This is a genomic window from Pseudoflavonifractor phocaeensis (assembly GCF_016901735.1).
In the GTDB taxonomy this organism is placed as follows: Bacteria; Bacillota; Clostridia; order Oscillospirales; family Oscillospiraceae; genus Pseudoflavonifractor_A.
In genome coordinates, this window is sequence record NZ_JACLZC010000027.1 from 1 (window position 1) to 20229 (window position 20229).

Annotated in this window: 19 protein-coding genes, 2 tRNA genes and 1 pseudogene; 10 read left to right on the forward strand and 12 right to left on the reverse strand. The window is 63.2% G+C overall.

Annotation, left to right across the window (positions count from 1 at the left end):
• A pseudogene (locus tag H7U37_RS16195) lies at positions 1-1193 on the forward strand (site-specific integrase); the annotation flags it as partial.
• Between the two features lie 227 nt (positions 1194-1420).
• On the opposite strand, the gene H7U37_RS07450 reads toward H7U37_RS16195, so the two are convergent.
• The 5 genes from H7U37_RS07450 to alaS all read right to left on the reverse strand — a co-directional run bounded on the left by H7U37_RS07450 (position 1421) and on the right by alaS (position 5365).
• Positions 1421-1497 (reverse strand) — tRNA-Met (locus H7U37_RS07450).
• Positions 1498-1500: 3 nt separating this feature from the next.
• Positions 1501-1588 (reverse strand) — tRNA-Leu (locus H7U37_RS07455).
• A gap of 435 nt (positions 1589-2023) precedes the next feature.
• A complete protein-coding gene (locus tag H7U37_RS07460; protein WP_204874824.1) occupies positions 2024-2362 on the reverse strand; it encodes a histidine triad nucleotide-binding protein in 339 nt (112 codons plus the stop codon).
• Between the two features lie 132 nt (positions 2363-2494).
• Positions 2495-2668 carry a DUF4250 domain-containing protein gene (locus tag H7U37_RS07465; protein WP_204874825.1) on the reverse strand — a complete coding sequence of 58 codons (174 nt, stop codon included), beginning with the start codon at positions 2666-2668 and terminating at the stop codon, positions 2495-2497.
• A gap of 18 nt (positions 2669-2686) precedes the next feature.
• Positions 2687-5365 carry an alanine--tRNA ligase gene (alaS, locus tag H7U37_RS07470; RefSeq protein ID WP_204874826.1) on the reverse strand — a complete coding sequence of 893 codons (2679 nt, stop codon included), beginning with the start codon at positions 5363-5365 and terminating at the stop codon, positions 2687-2689.
• Between the two features lie 454 nt (positions 5366-5819).
• On the opposite strand from alaS, the gene H7U37_RS16035 reads away from it, so the two are divergent.
• The 5 genes from H7U37_RS16035 to H7U37_RS07495 all read left to right on the forward strand — a co-directional run bounded on the left by H7U37_RS16035 (position 5820) and on the right by H7U37_RS07495 (position 11952).
• Complete coding sequence (locus H7U37_RS16035) at positions 5820-7268, forward strand: AAA family ATPase (RefSeq protein ID WP_204874827.1); 1449 nt, start codon at positions 5820-5822, stop codon at positions 7266-7268.
• Positions 7261-9537, forward strand: a complete 2277-nt coding sequence (locus H7U37_RS07480; RefSeq protein WP_204874828.1) for a DNA internalization-related competence protein ComEC/Rec2 — start codon at positions 7261-7263, stop codon at positions 9535-9537. The genes H7U37_RS16035 and H7U37_RS07480 overlap by 8 nt, the downstream gene beginning before the upstream one ends.
• Before the next feature lie 22 nt (positions 9538-9559).
• Entirely contained in the window at positions 9560-10597 is a 1038-nt protein-coding gene (holA, locus tag H7U37_RS07485; protein ID WP_204874829.1) for a DNA polymerase III subunit delta, read from the forward strand.
• Positions 10598-10610: 13 nt separating this feature from the next.
• Positions 10611-11294 (forward strand): ribonuclease M5, encoded by a 684-nt coding sequence (locus tag H7U37_RS07490; RefSeq protein ID WP_204874830.1) that lies wholly within the window; start codon positions 10611-10613, stop codon positions 11292-11294.
• Between the two features lie 70 nt (positions 11295-11364).
• The gene (locus H7U37_RS07495; RefSeq protein WP_204874831.1) at positions 11365-11952 is read left to right on the forward strand and encodes a rubredoxin-like domain-containing protein; all 588 of its coding nucleotides are present in this window, start codon (positions 11365-11367) and stop codon (positions 11950-11952) included.
• A 352-nt stretch (positions 11953-12304) separates the two neighbouring features.
• Here the strand turns inward: H7U37_RS07495 and H7U37_RS07500 are convergent, their stop codons facing one another.
• The 6 genes from H7U37_RS07500 to H7U37_RS07525 form a co-directional block, all read right to left on the reverse strand.
• Positions 12305-12568 (reverse strand): hypothetical protein, encoded by a 264-nt coding sequence (locus H7U37_RS07500; protein ID WP_204874832.1) that lies wholly within the window; start codon positions 12566-12568, stop codon positions 12305-12307.
• Between the two features lie 130 nt (positions 12569-12698).
• Positions 12699-13340 carry an ABC-2 transporter permease gene (locus tag H7U37_RS07505; protein WP_204874833.1) on the reverse strand — a complete coding sequence of 214 codons (642 nt, stop codon included), beginning with the start codon at positions 13338-13340 and terminating at the stop codon, positions 12699-12701.
• Positions 13337-14197 carry an ABC transporter ATP-binding protein gene (locus tag H7U37_RS07510; protein ID WP_204874835.1) on the reverse strand — a complete coding sequence of 287 codons (861 nt, stop codon included), beginning with the start codon at positions 14195-14197 and terminating at the stop codon, positions 13337-13339. Before H7U37_RS07510 ends, H7U37_RS07505 begins: the two co-directional genes overlap by 4 nt.
• Positions 14194-14574, reverse strand: coding sequence for a GntR family transcriptional regulator (locus H7U37_RS07515; RefSeq protein ID WP_204874837.1), 381 nt, complete (start codon positions 14572-14574; stop codon positions 14194-14196). The genes H7U37_RS07510 and H7U37_RS07515 overlap by 4 nt, the downstream gene beginning before the upstream one ends.
• Positions 14575-14662: 88 nt before the next feature.
• Positions 14663-15286 (reverse strand): single-stranded DNA-binding protein, encoded by a 624-nt coding sequence (locus H7U37_RS07520; RefSeq protein WP_204874840.1) that lies wholly within the window; start codon positions 15284-15286, stop codon positions 14663-14665.
• Between the two features lie 63 nt (positions 15287-15349).
• On the reverse strand, positions 15350-16264 hold the full coding sequence (locus H7U37_RS07525; protein WP_204874842.1) for a selenium metabolism-associated LysR family transcriptional regulator: 915 nt from the start codon (positions 16262-16264) through the stop codon (positions 15350-15352).
• Between the two features lie 90 nt (positions 16265-16354).
• Here H7U37_RS07525 and selD point away from each other — a divergent pair, with 90 nt between their 5' ends.
• The 4 genes from selD (at position 16355) to H7U37_RS07545 (ending at position 19188) form a co-directional block, all read left to right on the forward strand.
• Positions 16355-17410 (forward strand): selenide, water dikinase SelD, encoded by a 1056-nt coding sequence (gene selD / locus H7U37_RS07530; RefSeq protein WP_204874844.1) that lies wholly within the window; start codon positions 16355-16357, stop codon positions 17408-17410.
• Between the two features lie 247 nt (positions 17411-17657).
• Positions 17658-18722, forward strand: coding sequence for a YedE family putative selenium transporter (yedE, locus tag H7U37_RS07535; protein WP_204874846.1), 1065 nt, complete (start codon positions 17658-17660; stop codon positions 18720-18722).
• A 21-nt stretch (positions 18723-18743) separates the two neighbouring features.
• Positions 18744-18947 carry a sulfurtransferase TusA family protein gene (locus H7U37_RS07540; protein WP_204874848.1) on the forward strand — a complete coding sequence of 68 codons (204 nt, stop codon included), beginning with the start codon at positions 18744-18746 and terminating at the stop codon, positions 18945-18947.
• Position 18948: 1 nt separating this feature from the next.
• Entirely contained in the window at positions 18949-19188 is a 240-nt protein-coding gene (locus tag H7U37_RS07545) for a putative Se/S carrier protein (RefSeq protein WP_204874850.1), read from the forward strand.
• 68 nt (positions 19189-19256) lie between these two features.
• On the opposite strand, the gene H7U37_RS07550 is transcribed toward H7U37_RS07545, so the two are convergent.
• A complete protein-coding gene (locus H7U37_RS07550) occupies positions 19257-20210 on the reverse strand; it encodes a phosphotriesterase family protein (RefSeq protein WP_204874851.1) in 954 nt (317 codons plus the stop codon).
• Positions 20211-20229 lie beyond the last annotated feature (19 nt).

The window sequence follows — 20229 nt, forward strand, 5'->3', positions numbered from 1 at the left end:
GGTTGAATATGGCCTACCGCTGGTTTCTGGGATATACATTGCAGGAGGAAACGCCCCACTTTTCCACAGTGAGCTATAATTTCCGGCACCGTTTTACCGAGGAGACGGTAGACCAGGTGTTGACCTACCGCACCACTGACAGCCGCCAGAAGTTCGCCGCATATTGTGACTATGTCATTGGACTGAAAGAGCAGCGGGGTGTGAAACACTCCACCATTGTGAGATACAAAGAGCTGACAGGCCGGATTTATCCGCAGATTGGACACATCAAATTGCGGGAGCTGCGGGCCGACCATCTGAACGATCTCTATACCCTGCTGGGCAAGCCGGGGGTGGGAAAGGGCAGCAGCAAAGCCACGGCAAAGGTTGACCTTGTGGGCCTGCTGAAAAAGAAGAAGCTCACCCGCTCGGCGCTGTCCCAGCAGTCCGGTGTCCCCCTCCGCACGGTCTATGCCGCCGTAAAAGGGGAGGGTATCAGCAAAGAGGCCGCAGAGGCTATTTCCAGCGTTCTGGGTGTGAATGGGTTCAAGGTGGAGGAAAACATCCGCACCCTATCCGCCAAAACCATTCTGGAGCATCACCGGCTGATCTCCACGGTGTTGGAACAAGCGGTAAAGGAGGGACTTGTCCCCTTCAACGTCGCCAGCCGTGCCACGCTGCCAAAGGCAGAACACAAGGAAGTGAACTACTTCCAGCCGGAACAGGTGGCGGCAATCCGGGACGCATTGGAGACGGAGCCGATGAAATGGAAAACGCTTGTCCACCTGCTGCTCATCACCGGCGCACGGCGTGGGGAAGTATTGGGCCTGAAATGGGACAAGGTGGACTTTGAGGGCAACAAGGTCTATATCTGTAACAGTGTCCTTTATTCCCCGGATATCGGTATCTATGAGAGTACACCGAAAACAGAGCGCTCCAGGCGGTACATCACGCTTCCCGCTGAGACCATGCAGCTTCTCCGGCGGTATCGGGCATGGCAGGCCCGGGAGCGGCTGCGCCTGGGAGAGTATTACCAAAATCAGGACTTTGTATTCTCTCAGGATAACGGCAAGCCCATGCACCCGGACAGCGTGACCGACTATCTCAAAAAGTTCAGCAAGCGCCACGGACTCCCGCACATCAATGCCCATGCCTTCCGCCACACAATGGCCTCCATGCTCTACTTCAACGGTGTGGACAGTGTGAGCATTTCCAAACGGCTGGGACACGCTCAGGTCAGCACCACGGCCAATATCTACGCCCATGTAATGGAGGAAGCCGACCAGCGCAACGCCGATATTCTCTCAGACATCTTTTTGAAGAAGGCTTGAATTTGAAAGGCGAGTTGAATTAAAGTTGAATTCTTCGACCCGCTCTATTTTTCAAAATAGCAGAAAAGTAACAAAAAACACCTGATTCTCAACGAATCAGGTGTTTTTTCTGGTTGCGGGAGGAGGATTTGAACCTCCGACCTCCGGGTTATGAGCCCGACGAGCTACCAAACTGCTCTATCCCGCGATATGGTGCCGGAGACCGGGATCGAACCGGCACGGGAGTTGATCCCACAGGATTTTAAGTCCCGGGCGTCTACCAATTCCGCCACTCCGGCATCGCCGATCTCTCGATCACTTTTCAGTGCTCAAATAGAATATCATACCCGCCGGCAAATGTCAAGAGCAAAATATAAAAAAGATTGGGCATCCTGAGACCCGGAAGCGCATACACTGGTTTGCCGTCCCATGGCCGCAGCGTGAAAGGAGGAACCGCCATGGAGCAAGGGAGCCTGCCGCCCCAGGCGCCGGAGCCGTCCCGGGGCGATGTGGACGATCTGATTTTTTCCGATCCGGCGCCGCCGTCCAGCGAGCGCTGACCGACATGGAACCGGCGCCCCAATGGTTTTGCCATTGGGGCGCCGCGCTGTTTTTATGGCCTCAGCCGGGCGGCCAGGTCACCGCAGCGTGAAGCGAACGTGCCAGTGGCACGTTCGTAGCGTAGGCCCAGGCGGCTGTGCCGCCTGGGTATCAGTGTCGTTACGACGCAGTATTTAGCCGGGCGGCCAGGTCATGTCCCGTCCGGCCAGCACATGGAAGTGCAGGTGATGGACGGACTGTCCGGCCTGCCCGCCGCAGTTGGATACCACCCGGAAATCGGTGATGCCCAGCTCCTTGGTCACCTGGGAGATGACCGCGAAGGCGTGGGCCACCACGCCGGCGTTTTCCGCGGTGATCTCGCCGCAGGAGCCGATGTGGGCCTTGGGAATCACCAGGAAATGGGTGGGCGCCTGGGGGTCGATGTCATAGAAGGCATAGACCTGGTCGTCCTCGTAGACCTTGTTGGACGGGATCTCACCCGCCGCGATCTTGCAGAAAAGGCAATCGCTCATGAAAAAACCTCCTTTCCAGGGAACCAGTCCCGTTGCCAATCAGTATAGCACACTCCGGCCCTTCTGTCAGGCAAAAGCGAAAAAATGCCTGCCGCAATGGAAAACCATCGCGGCAGGCAGAATTTCAACCAATCAACGGAACTGGTTCAGGTCGGGGTCGTAGGTGAAACCGATGGCGGACAGAGCCTGGCACACTTCCTCAGGGGTGACGCCGTGGTCGTCGCACAGGGCGTCCAGGCTGGCATAGGTGTCCCGCAGCCGGGCGTTCACCACACTGTACAGGATAAACGGGTCCTTGGGCAGCATCGTAACCCCCTCCTTTTCTTACAGGCCCAGCTTACCGGCCACGAAGTCGTCCACCGCGGCCAGGGCGTCGTCCAGCTTCAGCAGGTCGGAGCCGCCGCCCATGGCGGAGTCGGGCTTGCCGCCGCCCTTGCCTCCGCAGATGGCGGTGATATGCTTGATGATGTCGCCGGCCTTGACGCCCTTGGCCACGGCCTCCTTGCCGCAGGCGGCCAGGAAGGTGATCTTGCTGCCGTTGACCGTAGCCAGCACCGCCACGGCGTTGGGGGCCTTATCCCGCAGGGTGTCGCCCATCTGACGCAGCTTGGCGGCGTCGGCGTCGGGCAGGGTGGCGGTGATAACCTTGACCGCGCCCACCGCGTGGCCGCCCACCAGGAAGCGGTCGGCCTGACCGGCGGCCTCCTTGGCCTTGAACTTCTCCACCAGGTTGCGCAGGCTGCGCAGCTCTTCCATGTTCTGCTCGGCCTTTTCCCGCAGCTCGCCGGGCTTGGCCTTCAGCGCGGCGGCGGCCTGGAACAGCAGCTCCTGGTTGCGGTTCATGACCTCCAGGGACTTCAGGCCGGTGGTGGCCTCGATGCGGCGCACGCCGGAGGCCACGGAGAACTCGCTCTCAATGTGGAACACGCCCACCTTGGCGGTGTTGTCCAGATGGGTGCCGCCGCAGAACTCCACGGAGTAGCCGCTGCCCATGTCCACCACCCGGACGGTGTCGCCGTACTTCTCGCCGAACAGGGCGATGGCGCCCCGCTGCTTGGCCTCCTCAATGGGGAGGACATCGGTGCGGATGTCGTAGCCCTCCAGCACGGCGGCGTTGACCAGGGCGGACACCTGGCCCAGTTCCTCGGCGGTCATAGCGGAGAAGTGGGTAAAGTCAAAGCGCAGCCGGTCGGGCTCCACCAGGGAGCCGGCCTGATGGACGTGGTCGCCCAGCACGGTGCGCAGGGCCTTGTCCAGCAGGTGGGTGGCGGAGTGGGCCCGCATGATGGCCTTCCGCCGGGGCACATCGATCTGGGCGGCCACGGTGTCTCCCAGCTTGAGGGTGCCCTCGGTCAGCTTGCCGTAGTGCATATACTTGCCGCCCTTGTTCTTCTGCACGTCGTTGACCTGGAAGAGGGCGCCCTGCGCCCCGCTCTTGCAGATGGTGCCGTGGTCGGCCACCTGGCCGCCCATCTCGGCGTAGAAGGGGGTCCTGTCCAGCACCACGATGCCCTCCACGCCGGGCATCAGCTCCTCGGCCTGCTCGTTTTCCACCACCAGGGCCACCACCCTGGCGCCGGTGATGGAGGTGTTCTCATAGCCCACAAACTCGGTCTCGGGCACGTCCTTGCCGAACTCCACGCCGGCCCAGCCCAGATCGCCCAGGGCCTCCCGGGCCTTCCTGGCCCGTTCCTTCTGCTCCTGCATCAGCTGCTGGAAGGCCTTCTGGTCCACGGTCATGCCCTGCTCGGCCACCATCTCGATGGTCAGGTCGATGGGGAAGCCGTAGGTGTCGTACAGTTTGAAGGCGTCGGCGCCGGAAAAGACGGTCTCGCCCTTGGCCTTGTGACCGGAGAGCAGGTCGCTGAAAATCTTCATGCCGCCGTCAATGGTGCGGGCGAAGTTCTCCTCCTCGGTGCGGATGACCTTGGTGATATACTCCTGACGCTCCCGCAGCTCGGGATAATGCCCTTCGTTCTCGTGGATGACGGTATCGCACACTTCGTACAGGAAGGGATCGTTGACCCCCAGGAGCTTACCGTGGCGGGCGGCCCGGCGGAGCAGACGGCGCAGCACATAGCCCCGGCCCTCGTTGGAGGGGAGCACGCCGTCACAGATCATGAAGGTGGCGGAACGGATGTGGTCGGTGATGACCCGGAGGGAGACGTCGGTCTTGTGGCTTTCGCCGTAGTGGGCGTGGGTGATTTCGGAGACCTTGTTGGTGATGTTCATGACGGTGTCCACATCAAAGAGGGAGGCCACGTCCTGGCACACGCAGGCCAGACGCTCCAGGCCCATGCCGGTGTCGATGTTCTTCTGCTTGAGCTCAGTGTAGTGGCCCTCGCCGTCGTTGTCAAACTGGGAAAAGACCACGTTCCACACTTCGATATAGCGGTCGCAGTCACAGCCCACGGTGCAGCCCGGCTTGCCGCAGCCCCACTGCTCGCCCCGGTCGTAGTAGATCTCGGAGCAGGGGCCGCAGGGACCGGAGCCGTGCTCCCAGAAGTTGTCCTCCTTGCCGAACTTGAAGATGCGCTCGGCGGGGATGCCGATCTCCTCGTTCCAGATGCGGAAGGCCTCGTCGTCGGCGGGGGTGGTATCGTTGCCGGCGAACACGGAGGGATAGAGACGGTTGGGGTCCAGGCCCACCCACTCGGGGGAGGTCAAAAACTCCCAGGCCCAGTGGATGGCGTCTTTTTTGAAGTAGTCGCCAAAAGAGAAGTTGCCCAGCATCTCAAAATAGGTGCCGTGGCGGGCGGTCTTGCCGATGTTCTCGATGTCGCCGGTGCGGATACACTTCTGGCAGGTGCACACCCGATGGCGGGGGGGCTCCTGCTCGCCGGTAAAGAAGGGCTTCATGGGCGCCATGCCGGAGTTGATGAGCAGGAGGGAGGGGTCGTTCTGGGGAATGAGGGAGAAGCTGGGGAGACGGAGATGGCCCTTGGTCTCAAAGAAGGCCAAAAACATCTCGCGCAGCTCGTTCAGGCCGAACTGTTTGCGCATGGGAATTACCTCCAAATAATAAAGATAGGGGACGCGGGCCGGGTCGGCATAAAAAAACGCCCCCGGCAAAAGCCAGGGGCGGAAGGAGCTTCCACGGTACCACCCTGATTATCCCTTTCCGGTTTGGGGGAAAGGGCGTCTCGTTGCATCCGGTAACGGGGATGAATCGTCCCGCTCGTCGCGGGCGGCTCGGAGGTGGCTTGCGCCGGTACGGACACCGAGGGGCTCTCACCGTCCCCCTCTCGCTTGCGGGCCGTGCCGCCGCTGGTCTCGTCATCGCCTTGGAACTGCTTTATTCTATCACAAATTCCACCGTTGTCAACGGCGAAAACGGATTTTTCCGCCCAAACCTCCACAACGGCGGAAACCCTTTCCCTTGCAAGGAGGGGGGATTTCGGCTATAATCAGAGCCAGGAAATTGGCGTCAAAAAGACGAAAGATGGGAGTGGTTCCGATGAAAGGTTCCATCACCGCGGCGGCGGTCCACAAGCAGTATGAGGAGGGGCTCTCCGCCTTCCGGCGGCAGATTCCGGACGCGGCTTTGCGGGAGCGGTTTTCCCGGGAGGCCGACATTTTTTTCCGGGCCTGCGCCCTGGGGGCCTGGCAGCGGGACGGCGGCACGGTGAGTCCCCGCCATGTGGAATATTATAACGCCGTCTATACCCGGGGCAATCCGGTGCCCTCTATCCTCTTCTGGGAGCTGTCCTCCGCCGTGAGCGGCTACCCTGGCTTTCAGCCTCCCGACTTTTTTGCCCGGATGCGGGCCTGCGACCGGGTGGCGGGCAGCGGCCTTTCCCGCAAATTCATCGACCTGACCGTGCTCAACATCCTGCTCTTCGCGGCGGTGGACGACGTGGTCAGCGAGGCCGAGGCCGGCTTTGCCGAGTCCTGCGCCAACGCCCTCACGGCCCTCTGCGACCGGGACGGCTTAAAGGAAAGGACCTCCGCGCCGGTCTCCCCCCGGGAGTTCATCACCCGCAGGCCGGAGGAACCGGCGGCCCGTCCTGAAGCGGCCCAACCGGCGGCGGGGGAGGCGGCCAAAGAAGAAAGCAAGCCGGAGCCCACCCTGGAGGAGCTGATGGCCCAGCTGGACAGCCTGTGCGGCCTCCGGAAGGTGAAGGAGGACGTGAAAAGCCTGGTCAATCTCATCAAGGTGCGCCGCCTGCGGGAGGAGCAGGGGCTTCCCACCCCGCCCATGAGCCTCCACCTGGTATTTTTGGGCAACCCGGGCACCGGCAAGACCACCGTGGCCCGGCTGCTGGCCGGTATTTACCACGCCATGGGGGTCCTGCCCAAGGGGCAGCTGGTGGAGGTGGACCGGTCGGGCCTGGTGGCCGGCTTTGTGGGACAGACCGCCATCAAGACCGGCGAGGCCGTCCAGAAGGCCCTGGGGGGCGTCCTCTTCATCGACGAGGCCTACGCTCTGGCGGGGAGCGACAACGCCAACGACTTCGGCCGGGAGGCGGTGGAGGTGCTCCTCAAGGGGATGGAGGACCACCGAAAGGACCTGATCGTCATTGTGGCGGGCTATACCGGCCCCATGGAGAAGTTTCTGCACTCCAACCCCGGTCTGGAAAGCCGGTTCAACAAGTATTTTTATTTCGACGACTACGACGGCGGCGAGCTGCTGGCCATTCTCCGCTCCATGTGCGAAAAGAACGGCTATACCCTGACCCCCGAGGCCGACGCCTGGGCGGAAAACCACCTCAAGGAGCTCTACGAGGAGCGGGACGAGAATTTCGGCAATGCCCGGGATGTGCGCAACCTCTTTGAGCGGGCCATCGCCCGCCAGGCCGACCGGGTGGCGGCGCTGGATGCCCCCAGCCGGGAGGAGCTGATGGCCCTCACCGACGCCGACCTGCGTCTGGCGGACAACGGGGGGCAGGACCAGCCGGGTGCGTAAGCTCTGCGCCGCTGCCCTGCCCTTCTGCGGAGCGGTGTGGCTGGCGGTGACTTTGCTGCCCGAGGGCTGCCTTGTTTTTGCGGGCTGCGGCCTGCTCGTGGCCGCCCTGATGCTCCGGCGTCTGGAGGGTCTGTGGGCCCTCCGTCTGACTCTGGCCGCCGCCGGTATGGGGGCTGCCTTTTTGTGGACGGCGGGCTATCAGGCCCTCTTTCTTCTGCCCGCCCGGCTGCTGGACGGGCAAGAGGGAATTTATACCGTGACGGTCACCGGCTGGCCGGAGGAGAGCAGCTACGGTTACCGGGTGGGTGTGTCGCTGGACGCGGCGGGCCGGCGGCTGGGCGGACTGCTCTACACCGATCCGGAGGGGCCGGAGCTGACGCCGGGGGACCGGCTGAGCGGGACCTTTGCCCTGTCCCTGGCCGATGAGGCGGGCGGAGAGAAAAGCGGCTATTATTACGCCCAAGGGGTGCTGCTCACCCTGAACCTGAAGGGGGAGGGGACGGTAGACCATCCCGAGACGGTCCCCCTGGCTCAGCTGCCCCGCTGGTGGGCCCGTCAGGTGGAGACCGCCATTGCGGATCGCTTTTCCGCCGAAACCGCGCCGGTGATCACCGCCCTCTTTACGGGGAACCGGTCCGGCCTTCCGGACGGCGTATACAGCGACTTTCAGCGGGCGGGGGCCGCCCATGTGCTGGTGGTGTCGGGGCTCCACGTCTCCTTCCTCACCGGTCTGCTCTCCGCCCTTTTGGGCAAGCGGCGCTGGTGGACGGCGGCGGTCTCCCTGCCGGTGCTGGCCGTCTTTGCCGCCGTGGCGGGAGGTACGCCGTCGGTGCTGCGGGCGGTCTTTTTGCAGGGTTTTGTGCTGCTGGCTCCGCTGCTGGGACGAGAGGTGGACCGCCCCACCGCTCTGACTACCGCCCTCACCCTGCTCCTCCTGGCCAATCCCTACGCCGCCGGCCATGTGGGGCTTCAGCTCTCCTTTGCCGCCGTGGCGGGGATCTACCTGCTGACCGACCCTCTGATGCGGCGCTGGACCAAAAAGCTGCCCCGCCGTCCCGACGGCTGGCGGCGGAAGGGCCTCACCGCCGGGGCCCGGTTTGTCCTGGCCTCCGTCGCCGCCACCGTCGGAGCGCTGGCGTTTACCACCCCCCTTACCATTTATTATTTCGGCACCCTGTCGCTGGCCTCCCCGCTGACCAATCTGCTGCTTTTGTGGGCCGTGGCGCTCCTCTTCCAGCTGGCGGCAGCCGCGCTGGCGGTGGGGGCGCTGCTCCCGCCTGTCGGGCAGGCGCTGGCCCTGCCGGCGGAGGGCCTGGCCCGCTATGTACTGTGGATCACCCGGACCATCGGGCGCTTTCCCTGGAGCGCCGTGGAGATGAAAGGGATCTATCTCTGGCTGTGGCTGGGGGCCCTCTATGCCGTGGGCGTTCTGGCGCTGGTGTGGAAAAAGGGCCGGGAGGGTGTTCGGCCGGTGCTGCCGGGCTGCGCCCTGGTGTGTCTTTTGTGCCTCTCCCTGGTGTGTACCGCCGCCGAGACCCGGCTGCTGCCCGGCGTGCTGGCGGTGCTGGACGTGGGGCAGGGGCAGAGCGTGGCCCTCTGCGCCCGGGACCGGACGGTGCTCATCGACTGCGGCGGCAGCGGCTCCGTCTCCGCCGGAGACGTGGCGGCCAATTACTTCCAAAGCGCCGGATATCCGTATCTGGATGTACTGATTCTCACCCACTACCACGCCGACCACACCAACGGGGTGGCCCGGCTCCTGGAACGGATGAGGGTGGGCACCCTGGTGGCGCCCGACGTGGAGCCGGAGAGCGCCAGCCGTCAGGCACTGCTGGCTCTGGCGGAGGAGGCCGGCTGTGAGGTGGTGCTGCTTTCGGAGAACGGCCGCATCGCGCTGGACGAACTGACCCTCTTTTGCTGCGGACCGCTGGGCGCGGGGGAGAGCAATGAGGAGGGCCTTTCGGTGGTGGCCTCCTTCCGGCAGTTTACCGCCCTCGTCACCGGCGATATGGGGGCGGACATCGAAAAGCGGCTGGTCAAATACGGAAACCTGCCCGCCGTCACCGTGCTGGTGGCGGGGCACCATGGCTCCCGCTATTCCACCTCCCAGTTGCTGCTGGACACCGTTGACCCCGTATACGCCGTCATTTCCGTTGGAACCAACAGCTACGGCCAACCCGCCGGCGAGACGCTGGAACGGCTGTCCGCCCAGGGCTGTACCGTCTGCCGCACCGACCAGATGGGGACGATCCGCTTTCCCATCCGCTGAACCAAAGAAAGGAGAGGACCCCATGCCGCCCAAGAAAAAAGCCGACGACGCGGCCTACCGGCAGCTCAGGAAGGATATTTCCGCCGGAAACCTGGGGAATTTATATATTTTCCATGGAGAAGAAGCCTATTTGCGGGATTTTTACCTGGGAGAGATGAAGAAAAAGCTCCTGCCGCCCGGAATGGAGGCGTTCAATTTCCACACCATGGCGGGCAAGGAGTTTGACCTGCGCCGCTTACAGGATATGGTGGACTCCCTGCCTATGATGAGCCAGCGGACCATGGTGGTGGTCAACGACTACGATTTATATAAGGGAGACAAGGAGGGACTGGTCCGTTTTCTGGGGGATCTGCCCGACTATGTGTGCCTTGTGTTTATCTACGATCTCATCGCCTATAAGGCCGACGCCCGCACCAAGCTGGCCGCCGCCATCAAGGCCAAGGGACAGGTGGTGCCCTTCAACCGCCAGGGGCAGGACGACCTGGTGGACTGGATCTCCCGCCGGTTTCGGGCGTTGGACCACGACATCGGCACCGAGGACGCCAAATACCTGATGTTTCTCTGCGGCGACCTGATGAACGGCCTGATTTCGGAGATCGGCAAGATCGGCGCCTATGCCAAGGGCCACCGGGTCACCCGGGCGGACATCGACGCCGTGGCCACGCCCCAGCTGGACGCGGTGGTCTTTCAGATGACCGACGCCATCGCCGCCGGCGACTTTGACCGGGCAGCTCTGGTGCTGGGCGATCTGCTCCACATGCAGGAGGCTCCCATCAAGCTCCTGGCGGTGCTGGGCAAGCAGCTGCGGCAGCTCTACTCCGCCCGCCTGGCCATCGAGCACCGGAAGAACACCGCCTACCTTATGGAGCTGTGGGGGATGCGCAACTCCTATCCGGCGGAAAAGCTCCTGGCCGCCGCCCGGCGGTTCTCCCTGTCCTGGTGCCGGTGGGCGGTGATCCGCTGCGGGGAGGTAGACCTGGCCATGAAATCCACCGCGGCGGACGGGGAGGGACTGCTCACCTCCCTGCTGCTGGAGCTGGCGGTCAAGCAGTCGGCATAAAGGAGGGGCGCGGATGTATCGCATCAAAGAAGTGATTGTGGTGGAGGGACGGTACGACAAAAACACCCTCTCTCAGCTGGTGGATACGGTCATCATCGAGACCAACGGCTTCGCCATCTTCAAGGACGGGGAAAAGGCGGCCTTTCTGCGCCGCCTGGCGGCGGAGCGGGGGGTGATTGTCCTCACCGACTCGGACGGGGCCGGCTTCCTCATCCGGAACCACCTGAAGGGCATCCTGCCGCCCCGGCAGGTGAAGCACGCCTATATTCCCGACCTGGCGGGCAAGGAGCGGCGCAAGCGCCGGCCGGGCAAGGAGGGCAAGCTGGGAGTAGAGGGGATGCGCCCCGCGGTACTGGAGCAGGCCCTGCGCCGGGCGGGCGCGACCTTTATAGAGGAAGAAGGGGAGGAGCGCACCCAGGAGCCGCCCATCACCAAGGCGGACCTGTTCGCCTTCGGGCTGACCGGCGGGCCGGACGCCGCCCAGCGGCGGCGGCAGCTCCAAAAAGCGCTGGATCTGCCCGAGCACCTCACGGCCAACGGGCTTCTGGAGGCCCTGAACCTGCTCTATTCCCGCTCCGCGTGCCTGGCGAAAATTGGTCACATGTTTCCTCAAAAAAATTTGCCCGAAACCGAAAAAACACTTGACGAACGGAGAGCGGTGTGCTATTCTATTAACAGAAACGAGAATCATTACTGATTAGCGCTTCTGGAACAACTGGATTAGCTATGATGTTTGGAACAAAATAAAAATCAGGAGGAAACAAAACATGAAGAAGTTCGTCTGCACCGTTTGTGGTTATGTGTACGAAGGCGCCGAGGCCCCCGAGGTCTGCCCCATCTGTAAGGCCGGCAAGGACAAGTTTGTGGAGCAGGTCGGCGAGGTCAAGCTGGCTGCCGAGCACGAGTACGGCATCTACGCCAAGACCGTGAAGAGCAACCCCGACATCAGCGACGAGGACAAGAAGTACATCTTCGACCAGCTGATGGCCAACTTCAACGGCGAGTGCGCCGAGGTGGGTATGTACCTGTGCATGGCCCGCATCGCCCACCGCGAGGGTTACCCCGAGATCGGCCTGTACTGGGAGAAGGCCGCCTTTGAGGAGGCTGAGCACGCTTCCAAGTTCGCCGAGCTCCTGGGCGAGGACCTGGAGGCCAACATGAAGGCTTCCACCAAGGCCAACCTGGCCTGGCGTGTGGACTGCGAGTACGGCGCCACCAACGGTAAGTTCGAGCTGGCCGCCTGCGCCAAGAAGAACGGCCTGGACGCCATCCACGACACCGTGCACGAGATGGCTCGCGACGAGGCCCGCCACGGCAAGGCGTTCGAGGGCCTGCTGAAGCGCTACTTCGGCTAATCCTCCTTTACGAAACAGGACGTCCCCCGGTCTGCGATGACCGGGGGACGTTTTTACCGTGGCGGGCCTCGTCACCGAGTGTTTTGGCAGAGCCAAAACCTCGATGCCGGGCGGATTTATTCCGCCCGAGCAGATAAAATCAGCGGGGTCCCCATGGGACTGATCCCATGGGGAAGCGCCCGCCACGGCAAGGCCTTTGAGGGTCTGCTGAAGCGCTACTTCGGCTAATTTTCTTCCAAGGAACAGGGCGTCCCCCGGTCAGTGATGACCGGGGGACGTTTTTGACGTGGCGGAAGCCTGAGACAGCAATATCCCCCGGTCCGCAGCGACCGGGGGATATTTTGGGTTGGGATTACGTGTTTTCTTGGTGGGTCACAAGAACCGCCTCTTTGCGGCGGTTTCCCATCCCTCCCAAAACATAGATGGGCGCGTTGAGGAAAAAAATGACCAGAGGGCCGGCAATGAGGAACAGCAGGGAATAGGTCGGGTCCAGAGCCAGCGTGGCCAGGGCGGCCACCAGACAGGCCAGCAGCTCCACGACAAAGACAACCATAGCAAAGATCTGTAATGTTCGCCCACCCATTTGGGAGACGAGGTTGTCCAAAAGGTTTGACATAAAAAATCTCCTCTCCAAAAGAAAACTGTCGGCGCTCCTCCAGGAAAAAAACACCATGAAACAGTATAGCAGAAAAAAACAGGTTAGGCAATGACATAATTGCATGGTTTTAGGAAAAAAGGTGAGAATTTCAAAATTCCTGCCTGCGGACAATGGACAGCGACAGCCGGTAGGAGCCGTAAAGGGACGCCAAAAGCAGCAGAGCCAGGAGCGGCAGAAGAGAATGGAGATTCTTTCCGATATCATCAATTACCGCCTCGGGGATAAGGGAGAAAAAACCAACCACAAGCCCCAAAAGAATCAGGTAGATCAGGATGATGATGAACCGGGCCTTTTCCGGCCCGAAGCGATAGAGCAGCGGCAGCAAAACGGCGGTGAAGAAAAGGCACAGCGCCACGCTGGCGCTGCCGCTCACCAGCAATTCGGCCAAACCGGTGTCCGTGCCCAGCCCGAAGGCGTAGAGCAGCCCGCTGACCGCCGCGGCAAACAGGACGCAGCAGACCGACAGAAGCAGGGTGAAGAGATAGCGGGCCCGTACTGCGCTCCGCCGTCCGTCGGGCAGGGCGGCGGAGAAGGCGTCCCAGTGGGACATGCGGTCCTGACTGAAGAGACTCATGGGGGCGCTGAAGAGGATCACGCAGATCATGGCCGCCATCATGCTGCCGCCCCAGATCCCCGTTGTGGACAAAGCGCTGTAAATCAGCAGGAAGAACACCCAAAAGCGCAGCTGTTTTGCGATCAAATACCACTCTTTTTTGAAAAAGCCCGTCATTGTATGTCCTCCTTTCCGGTAAAGACCATGATGTCCTCCAGAGAGACCCGGTCCACCGTGAGCTCCGGGTAAAAGCGCCGGAAGGCGGTACGGTCCTTGACCAGGGCCTCACAGGCGAACCGGCCCCGGCGCACGCCGCCCAGCAGGCCCGGGTCCACCCGCTCCAGGTCGGCGGCCGAGCAGACGAGCTTGCCGTACTGCTCCAAAATCACGTCCTTTTCTCCGTTGAGGACCACTCTGCCCCTGTGGAGATAGACCACATAGTCCGCCGCCCGCTCCAGGTCGCTGGTGATGTGGGTGGAGAGGAGGACGCCGTGGTCCTCGTCAGAGAGAAAGGCCAGAAACTCGTCCAGAATCTCCTCCCGCACCACCGGGTCCAGGCCGCTGGTGGCCTCGTCCAGCAGCAGCAGCCGGGGATGGTGGGATAGGGCCGCGGCAATGGAAAGCTTCATTTTCATGCCCCGGGAGAAGGTTTTCAGCAGAGCTTTTTCCGGCAGACCGAACTTGTCCAGATAGGAGCGGTATAACTCCTGGTCCCAGTTGGAATAGATGCCGGAGAGGATCTTGCCCACCTGGAGGGGGTGGAAGAGGTCGTGGAAGGGGCATTCGTCGGGGACATAGCCGATGTCGGCCAGGGCGGCGGGGTCGCCGGCGGGATGGTCCAGGATGGTGATTTCTCCGCCGTCCCGGCGGACCAGGCCCAGGATGCTCTTGATGGTGGTGGATTTTCCCGCGCCGTTTTCGCCGATAAGCCCAACCAGAGTGCCGCCGGGCACGGTGAAAGACACATCGGACAGGGAAAAGGCGCTATATTGCTTGTCCAGACCGGACACGGACAGGACCGTATGGGCTGTCATAATGGTTCCTCCTGATATAAGATCCGCAGGCTTTCGTTCAGCTCGGAGAGGGAGACGCCCCCGGAGCGGGCCAGGCGCACCGCCTGGGAGAGGGATTCCTCAATCTGTGTCATGAGGGATTCCCGGGCCAGCTCCAGATTGCGGGGGGCCACAAAGCAGCCCTTTCCCGGTACGGTGGCCACAAAGCCCTCCCGTTCCAGCTCCTCGTAAGCCCGTTTGGTGGTGATGAGGGAAATATGCAGGTCCCGGGCCAGCGTGCGCATGGAGGGCAGGGCCTCCCCCTCCCGCAGCTCCCCCCGGAGGATCAGGCCCTTGATCTGCCGGGTGATCTGCTCGTAAATGGGCACAGCGCCGGTATTGCTGATGATGATGTCCATGAGATGCACCTCTGTTATTACTGTGTATACTCAGCATATACAGTATACACACAAAAGACCGCCCCTGTCAAGAGGGGCGGCGCAAGTTTTAGATTTGGCTGGGACCGGCGGGGGAGAGGGCCATCACCGAGATCTCATAGGCGGTGCGGCGCTGGCTGCCAGTCTGGTCCACCTTGGTGTAGGCCCTGCTCTGGAGACGCCCGTCCAGCTTGAGTCCGTTCCCCACCTGGAGGGAGGCGCACTGCCGGGCCAAGGCTCCCCAGGCGATGCAGGGTAAGTAGTCCGCCCGGCCGTAGCGGCGGTTGACGGCCAGCAGCAGGTCGCAGATCTCCCGCCCCATGGGGGTGCGGCGGTAGACCGGCGGCTTGCACAGGCTGCCGGCCAGGGTCAGGGTATTGCAGTGGGGCTGATGGGGGGCAGGGGAGAGGGAACGGGCATAGAGGGTAATCACCAGGCGGCTGCCCTGTCCGCTGCGGTTGTTGAAGGACCGGACCTCCCCTTCCACCTCCACCGGGTCCCCCGGTTGGATGGGAAGGCGGCGGAGCAGCGGCTCGGAGACCACCACATTGAGCCGGTCCTCGTTGCCGGAGAGACGGCGCACCGTCAGGGGAAAGAGAAAATAGGAGACGCCGTGGTTTTCGTGGGAGAGCGCCGGCGGCGCGGCTGCCACGCCACGGAGCAGCGCCCGGTTTTCATTCCAGCCAGTTTCCATACTGCCACACTCCTCGGTAAAGATGGGGCAGTATATGAGGGACAAGGGGAAGATAGTACCCCCTCAGGACAAAAGCTCCCGGAGCAGGTGGGGCAATTCCCGGCGGAGCTGCTCGGCGGCGGGGGAGAGGGGACAGCCCCGGCGGTAAAAGAGATAAAATTGGCGGGTCAGGAGGGGGTTTTCATCCTGGCCGTAAAAGGTCAGCACCTGGCCGGCGCAGGCCCACTGGGCGGCGGCCAGACCGGAGACCATGGCGATGCCCAGGCCGTGGCGCACCCCCTGCAAAATGGCCTCGGTGCTCTGGAGCTGGGCGGACACATGGAGGGAGCGGGGGTCCACCCCCACGCTGCGCAAAAAGGTCTCGCTCTGCCGCCTGGTGCCGGAGCCGGGCTCCCGCACCAGGAAGGGGGTGCGCTTCAGCAGCTCCGGGGGAAAAACCCCGTGCAGGTCCCGGTAACAGGGCTGATCCGGCGTCACCAGTACCAGCCGCTCGCTGCCGCAGGGGATGCACTCACAGCCCGCCCGGCGTACCGGCGCGCCGATGACCCCCAATTCCGCCTCATGCTCCGCCACCCGCCGGGCGGCTTCGCCGCTGTCCCCCTGGCTGATCTGAAAATGGACCTGGGGCCAGCGCTGGGAGAGCCTGGCCAGCACCCGGGGCAGGAGATACTGGGAGGGGACCGTGGAGGCGGCGATGGTCAGGGTGCCCTGGAGGGAGGCGCCGGCGGCGTGGACCGCCTCTTCGGCCTTGCCCATGAGACCGATGATCTGGACGGCGTAGTGGAGCAACGCCTGCCCGGCGGCGGTGAGCTGGACCCCTCTGGAGGTGCGCAGCACCAGCTGGGCGTCCAGTTCGTGCTCCAGGGCGGCGATGTGGGCGCTGATGGTGGGCTGGGTCAGATAGAGGGCGTCCGCCGCCCGGGAAAAGCTGCGCAGGCGGGCCACCTGCACAAAGACTTCCAATTGTTTGAGCTGCACCGGGCAGCCCTCCTTTCTGGTGGAATCCCATTGCGCGCCGGCCGCGGGAAGGGTACAATAAAGGCAGGAATAAAAAAGGAGGTGGCGACCATGGTCAACGGACCGGAACAGATCCCGCTCACACGGATGACCTCGGCCGGCGGCTGAGGGGCAAAAATAGGACCGGGTGTCCTGAGCAAACTGCTGGAGGGCCTTCCCGCCATGTCAGACCCAGCCCTTATGGTGGGCTTTGGCTCCAGCGACGACGCGGCGGTCTATCGTGTCAACGAGACCACCGCCCTCATCTCCACCGTGGACTTCTTCCCGCCCGTGGTGGACGACCCCTATCAATTCGGCCAGATCGCCGCCGCCAACGCCCTCTCCGACGTGTGGGCCATGGGCGGCGCGCCCAGACTGGCCATGAATCTGCTGACCTTCCCCCGGTGTCTGGACCTCCAGGTGGTACAGGCCATCCTGGCCGGCGGACAGAGCAAGGTCACCGAGGCCGGCGCGGTCATCGCCGGCGGGCACAGCATCGAGGACCAGGAGCCCAAATACGGCCTGTGCGTCATGGGCTTTGCCCATCCGGAGGAGATTTTGACCAACAGCGGCGCTCAGGTGGGAGACGTGCTGATCCTCACAAAGCCTCTGGGCACCGGCATTTTGTCCACCGCCGCCAAGGCGGGACTGCTGACGCCGGAGGAGCACCGGCAGATGGTGGACATCATGACCACCCTGAACCGCTGGGCCTATGAGGCCATGATGCCCCTGAAGCCCAACGCCTGTACGGACATCACCGGCTTTGGCCTGCTGGGCCACGTCCGGGAGCTGGCCGACGGCAGCGGCGTGACGGCGGAACTGTGGGCGGACCGGGTGCCGGTGGCGCCCAAGGCCCTGGAGCTGGCCCGGGAGGGCATCATCCCCGGCGGCGCGTACAACAACATGGGCTATCTGAAGGGGGCGGTGCTGCTGGACGAGGGCATCCCCCTGGAGCGGTCCGACGTGCTCTACGACCCCCAGACCGCCGGCGGCCTGCTCATCGCGGTGCCGGAGGACCGGGCGGCGGCGCTGCTGGACCGGCTGCGGGACCGGGGCGTCTCCGGAGCGGCCGTGGGCTGCGTCCGGCCCCGGGGAGAGGCGGCGGTACGGGTGCGCCGCCACGGATAAGGAGAAAAGGGACCTGCCGGACAAAAGGCAGGTCCTTTTTTGCGCCGGACGCCGCTTTTTTTTCAACAGAGGTCAGTATAGCGCTTGGGAGGAACGGTGTCAATCCGGAGGAGCGCATATCGGATTTTTCTATAAGACAGGGCCGAAAACATCGATGTTTCATATTTCCAATCCCAATCCAAATCGGTTATACTTGAAAAGAGAATACGCTCCGCCCGGTGTGAGGCGGGGCAAGGGAGGAAGAGATATGGGAAAACTCAAACAGCATGGCTTCATCATCGCCGCGGGCCTCGTGGTGGGCGTCATCGCGGCGGTACTGGCCTTTTTGGGCAACCCGGTGAACATGGGCTTTTGCATCGCCTGCTTTTTGCGGGACATCGCCGGCGCGGTGGGACTCCACCGGGCGGCCGTGGTGCAGTACATCCGGCCTGAGATCATCGGTCTGGTGCTGGGCGCTATGGTGATGGCCCTGGCGGAGAAGGAATTCAACGTCCGGGGCGGCTCGTCCCCCATGGCCCGGTTTACTCTGGGCTTCTGCGTGATGGTGGGCGCGCTGATGTTTTTGGGTTGCCCCCTGCGCATGGTGCTGCGCATCGGCGGCGGCGATCTCAACGCTGTGGTGGGTCTGGTGGGCTTTGCTGCCGGCATTTTCTGCGGCACCCTCTTTTTGAAGGGGGGCTTTACCCTCAAAAAGTCCAATCCCCAGCCGGTGGCCGAGGGCCTTCTTCTGCCGGTGATGATGGTGGGTCTGCTGGTGCTGCTGCTGGCGGCCCCCGCTTTCCTGTTTTTCTCCACGGAGGGACCCGGCTCCATGGCGGCGCCCGTCGCGGCGGCGCTGATTGCGGGCCTGGTGGTGGGCGCGCTGGCCCAAAAGACCCGCCTTTGTATGGTGGGCGGCATCCGGGACGCCATCCTGTTCCGGGATTTCCACCTGCTGCTGGGCTTTGTGGCCATTCTGGTGGCGGTGCTGGTGGGCAACCTGATTCTGGGCAACCCGGTCAACTTCAGCTTTGAAGGCCAGGCGGTGGCCCATACCGACGGACTGTGGAACTTTTTGGGGATGCTGCTGGTGGGCCTGGCCTCGGTGCTGCTGGGCGGCTGCCCTCTGCGGCAGCTGATTCTGGCCGGCAGCGGCAGCAGCGACTCCGCCGTGGCGGTCATCGGCATGATCGTGGGCGCGGCGTTCTGTCATAACTTCGGCCTGGCCTCCTCCGCCGACGGCACCACCGCCGCCGGACGCATCGCCGTCATCCTCTGTCTGGTGGTCACCGCCGCCATCGGCGGGGCCAACCTGAAATCGCAAAAAGCCTGACGGGAAAGGAAGTAAGAAAATATGAACCAGATCGACGCCCGGGGCTACTCCTGCCCCGAACCGGTCCTCATGACCAAAAACGCCCTGAAAAAGGGCCTGCCCCTCCAGGTGTTGGTGGACAGCATGACGCCGGTGCAGAACATCACCCGCTTTGCCACCAATGCCGGCTACCAGGTGGACTGCAAAAGCGTGGGTGAGGATTACGAACTGACCATCACCAAGTAAGATGGAACAGATCGCCACCTTTCACACCCACTTTGGGGCGCTGAATTTCCACCGCCGCCTCCAGCGGATGGGGGCCGAGAGCGCCATGATGCCGGTCCCCCGCAAGCTGTCCGCCTCCTGCGGCACCTGCGTGCGCTTTGCCGTGCCCTTTGACGCCGACACCATGGCCGACGAGGACCTGGACAAGGTCTACGACCGCACGCCGGAGGGTTATCAGCTGATTTTTGCCAACGAAGAGTAACGCAAGGACCTCCGTTCCCCATGGAAGGGGAGCGGAGGTCCTTTTTGACCGGGCTGGAAAGAAGGACGTCAGCCCATGGCAAAGCGCCGGGCGGGATTTTCCACAAAGATCTGCCGCAAGGTGGATTCCTCCACCCCCAGGCGGCGGAGCCGGGGGAGGAAATCGGTAAAAAAGTAGCAAAGTCCCACTGGTCCGCCGTAATGCCACAGGCGGACCCGGGTGGTGTCCATCCCCATGAGGAGGGAGGAGGCGCAGCCCGCCTCCAGCAGGGAGCGCACCAGCGCCGCCTCGTGATGGTCGTCGTGGAACTGGTAGCGGGCCACGGTGTCATATTCCAGGGCATAGCCCCGGCGGCACAGGGAGATGTGGGCGGCAAGATCCGGCTCCGCCCGGTCCAGGTGACATAAGATCACCCGCCGGGGCGGGACGCCCAGCCCTTCCAGAAAATCCGCCGCTTTTACCGCCTGACCGGCGGCTTCGATGTGGACCATCAGCGGCGCACCGGTGGCCCTTTGGGCCGCGGCTGCCGCCCGGAACAGGCGCTGATAACGCCCGGTCAGCCCCTCCCGGTCCACGGCGGCTTTGATCTGTCCCGCCTTTACGCCGGTCCGGCGGCTGGGCGGGGCGGTGTCGCAGGGGGCGTACATGCCCTCTGAAAGCTCGGACTGCCACAGCCGGGCCAGGTCAGTTTCTTCCCATTGGGTGACCCAGTGGTCGGGCGGGTAGAAGCACAGCTTGTGGAAGCCGGTGGAGGCAATGAGATGGACCCGGCTTTTGCGGGAGATTTCGGCCAAAAAATCTCCGTCCCGGCCGCAGCCCGCTGGCTGGGCGTCCACGGCGGCCCGTCCGCCCAGGGCGTAAAAATCCAGCAGCTCCCGGGCGCTCAGCTCCCGGTCCTCCATGCAGTGGGCGGGATTTTGGGCGCGGCACCAGCCAGGCAGCAGGCAAAGATGCTCGTGACTTTGGCAAAAGCCCAGATCCTGCGGTTCGATGGGGCCCAGGACGGTCATAATATGGGACATGATGCCCTCCCTCCTTTTG

What these genes read in the sequence shown, in the direction of transcription:
- H7U37_RS07460 (WP_204874824.1), bottom strand. Translation starts at nt 2,362, where the DNA reads ATGAGCGATTGCCTTTTCTGCAAGATCGCGGCGGGTGAGATCCCGTCC.
- H7U37_RS07465 (WP_204874825.1), bottom strand. Translation starts at nt 2,668, where the DNA reads ATGCTGCCCAAGGACCCGTTTATCCTGTACAGTGTGGTGAACGCCCGG.
- alaS (WP_204874826.1), bottom strand. Translation starts at nt 5,365, where the DNA reads ATGCGCAAACAGTTCGGCCTGAACGAGCTGCGCGAGATGTTTTTGGCC.
- H7U37_RS16035 (WP_204874827.1), top strand. Translation starts at nt 5,820, where the DNA reads ATGAAAGGTTCCATCACCGCGGCGGCGGTCCACAAGCAGTATGAGGAG.
- holA (WP_204874829.1), top strand. Translation starts at nt 9,560, where the DNA reads ATGCCGCCCAAGAAAAAAGCCGACGACGCGGCCTACCGGCAGCTCAGG.
- H7U37_RS07490 (WP_204874830.1), top strand. Translation starts at nt 10,611, where the DNA reads ATGTATCGCATCAAAGAAGTGATTGTGGTGGAGGGACGGTACGACAAA.
- H7U37_RS07495 (WP_204874831.1), top strand. Translation starts at nt 11,365, where the DNA reads ATGAAGAAGTTCGTCTGCACCGTTTGTGGTTATGTGTACGAAGGCGCC.
- H7U37_RS07500 (WP_204874832.1), bottom strand. Translation starts at nt 12,568, where the DNA reads ATGTCAAACCTTTTGGACAACCTCGTCTCCCAAATGGGTGGGCGAACA.
- H7U37_RS07505 (WP_204874833.1), bottom strand. Translation starts at nt 13,340, where the DNA reads ATGACGGGCTTTTTCAAAAAAGAGTGGTATTTGATCGCAAAACAGCTG.
- H7U37_RS07510 (WP_204874835.1), bottom strand. Translation starts at nt 14,197, where the DNA reads ATGACAGCCCATACGGTCCTGTCCGTGTCCGGTCTGGACAAGCAATAT.
- H7U37_RS07515 (WP_204874837.1), bottom strand. Translation starts at nt 14,574, where the DNA reads ATGGACATCATCATCAGCAATACCGGCGCTGTGCCCATTTACGAGCAG.
- H7U37_RS07520 (WP_204874840.1), bottom strand. Translation starts at nt 15,286, where the DNA reads ATGGAAACTGGCTGGAATGAAAACCGGGCGCTGCTCCGTGGCGTGGCA.
- yedE (WP_204874846.1), top strand. Translation starts at nt 17,658, where the DNA reads ATGGGAAAACTCAAACAGCATGGCTTCATCATCGCCGCGGGCCTCGTG.
- H7U37_RS07540 (WP_204874848.1), top strand. Translation starts at nt 18,744, where the DNA reads ATGAACCAGATCGACGCCCGGGGCTACTCCTGCCCCGAACCGGTCCTC.
- H7U37_RS07545 (WP_204874850.1), top strand. Translation starts at nt 18,949, where the DNA reads ATGGAACAGATCGCCACCTTTCACACCCACTTTGGGGCGCTGAATTTC.
- H7U37_RS07550 (WP_204874851.1), bottom strand. Translation starts at nt 20,210, where the DNA reads ATGTCCCATATTATGACCGTCCTGGGCCCCATCGAACCGCAGGATCTG.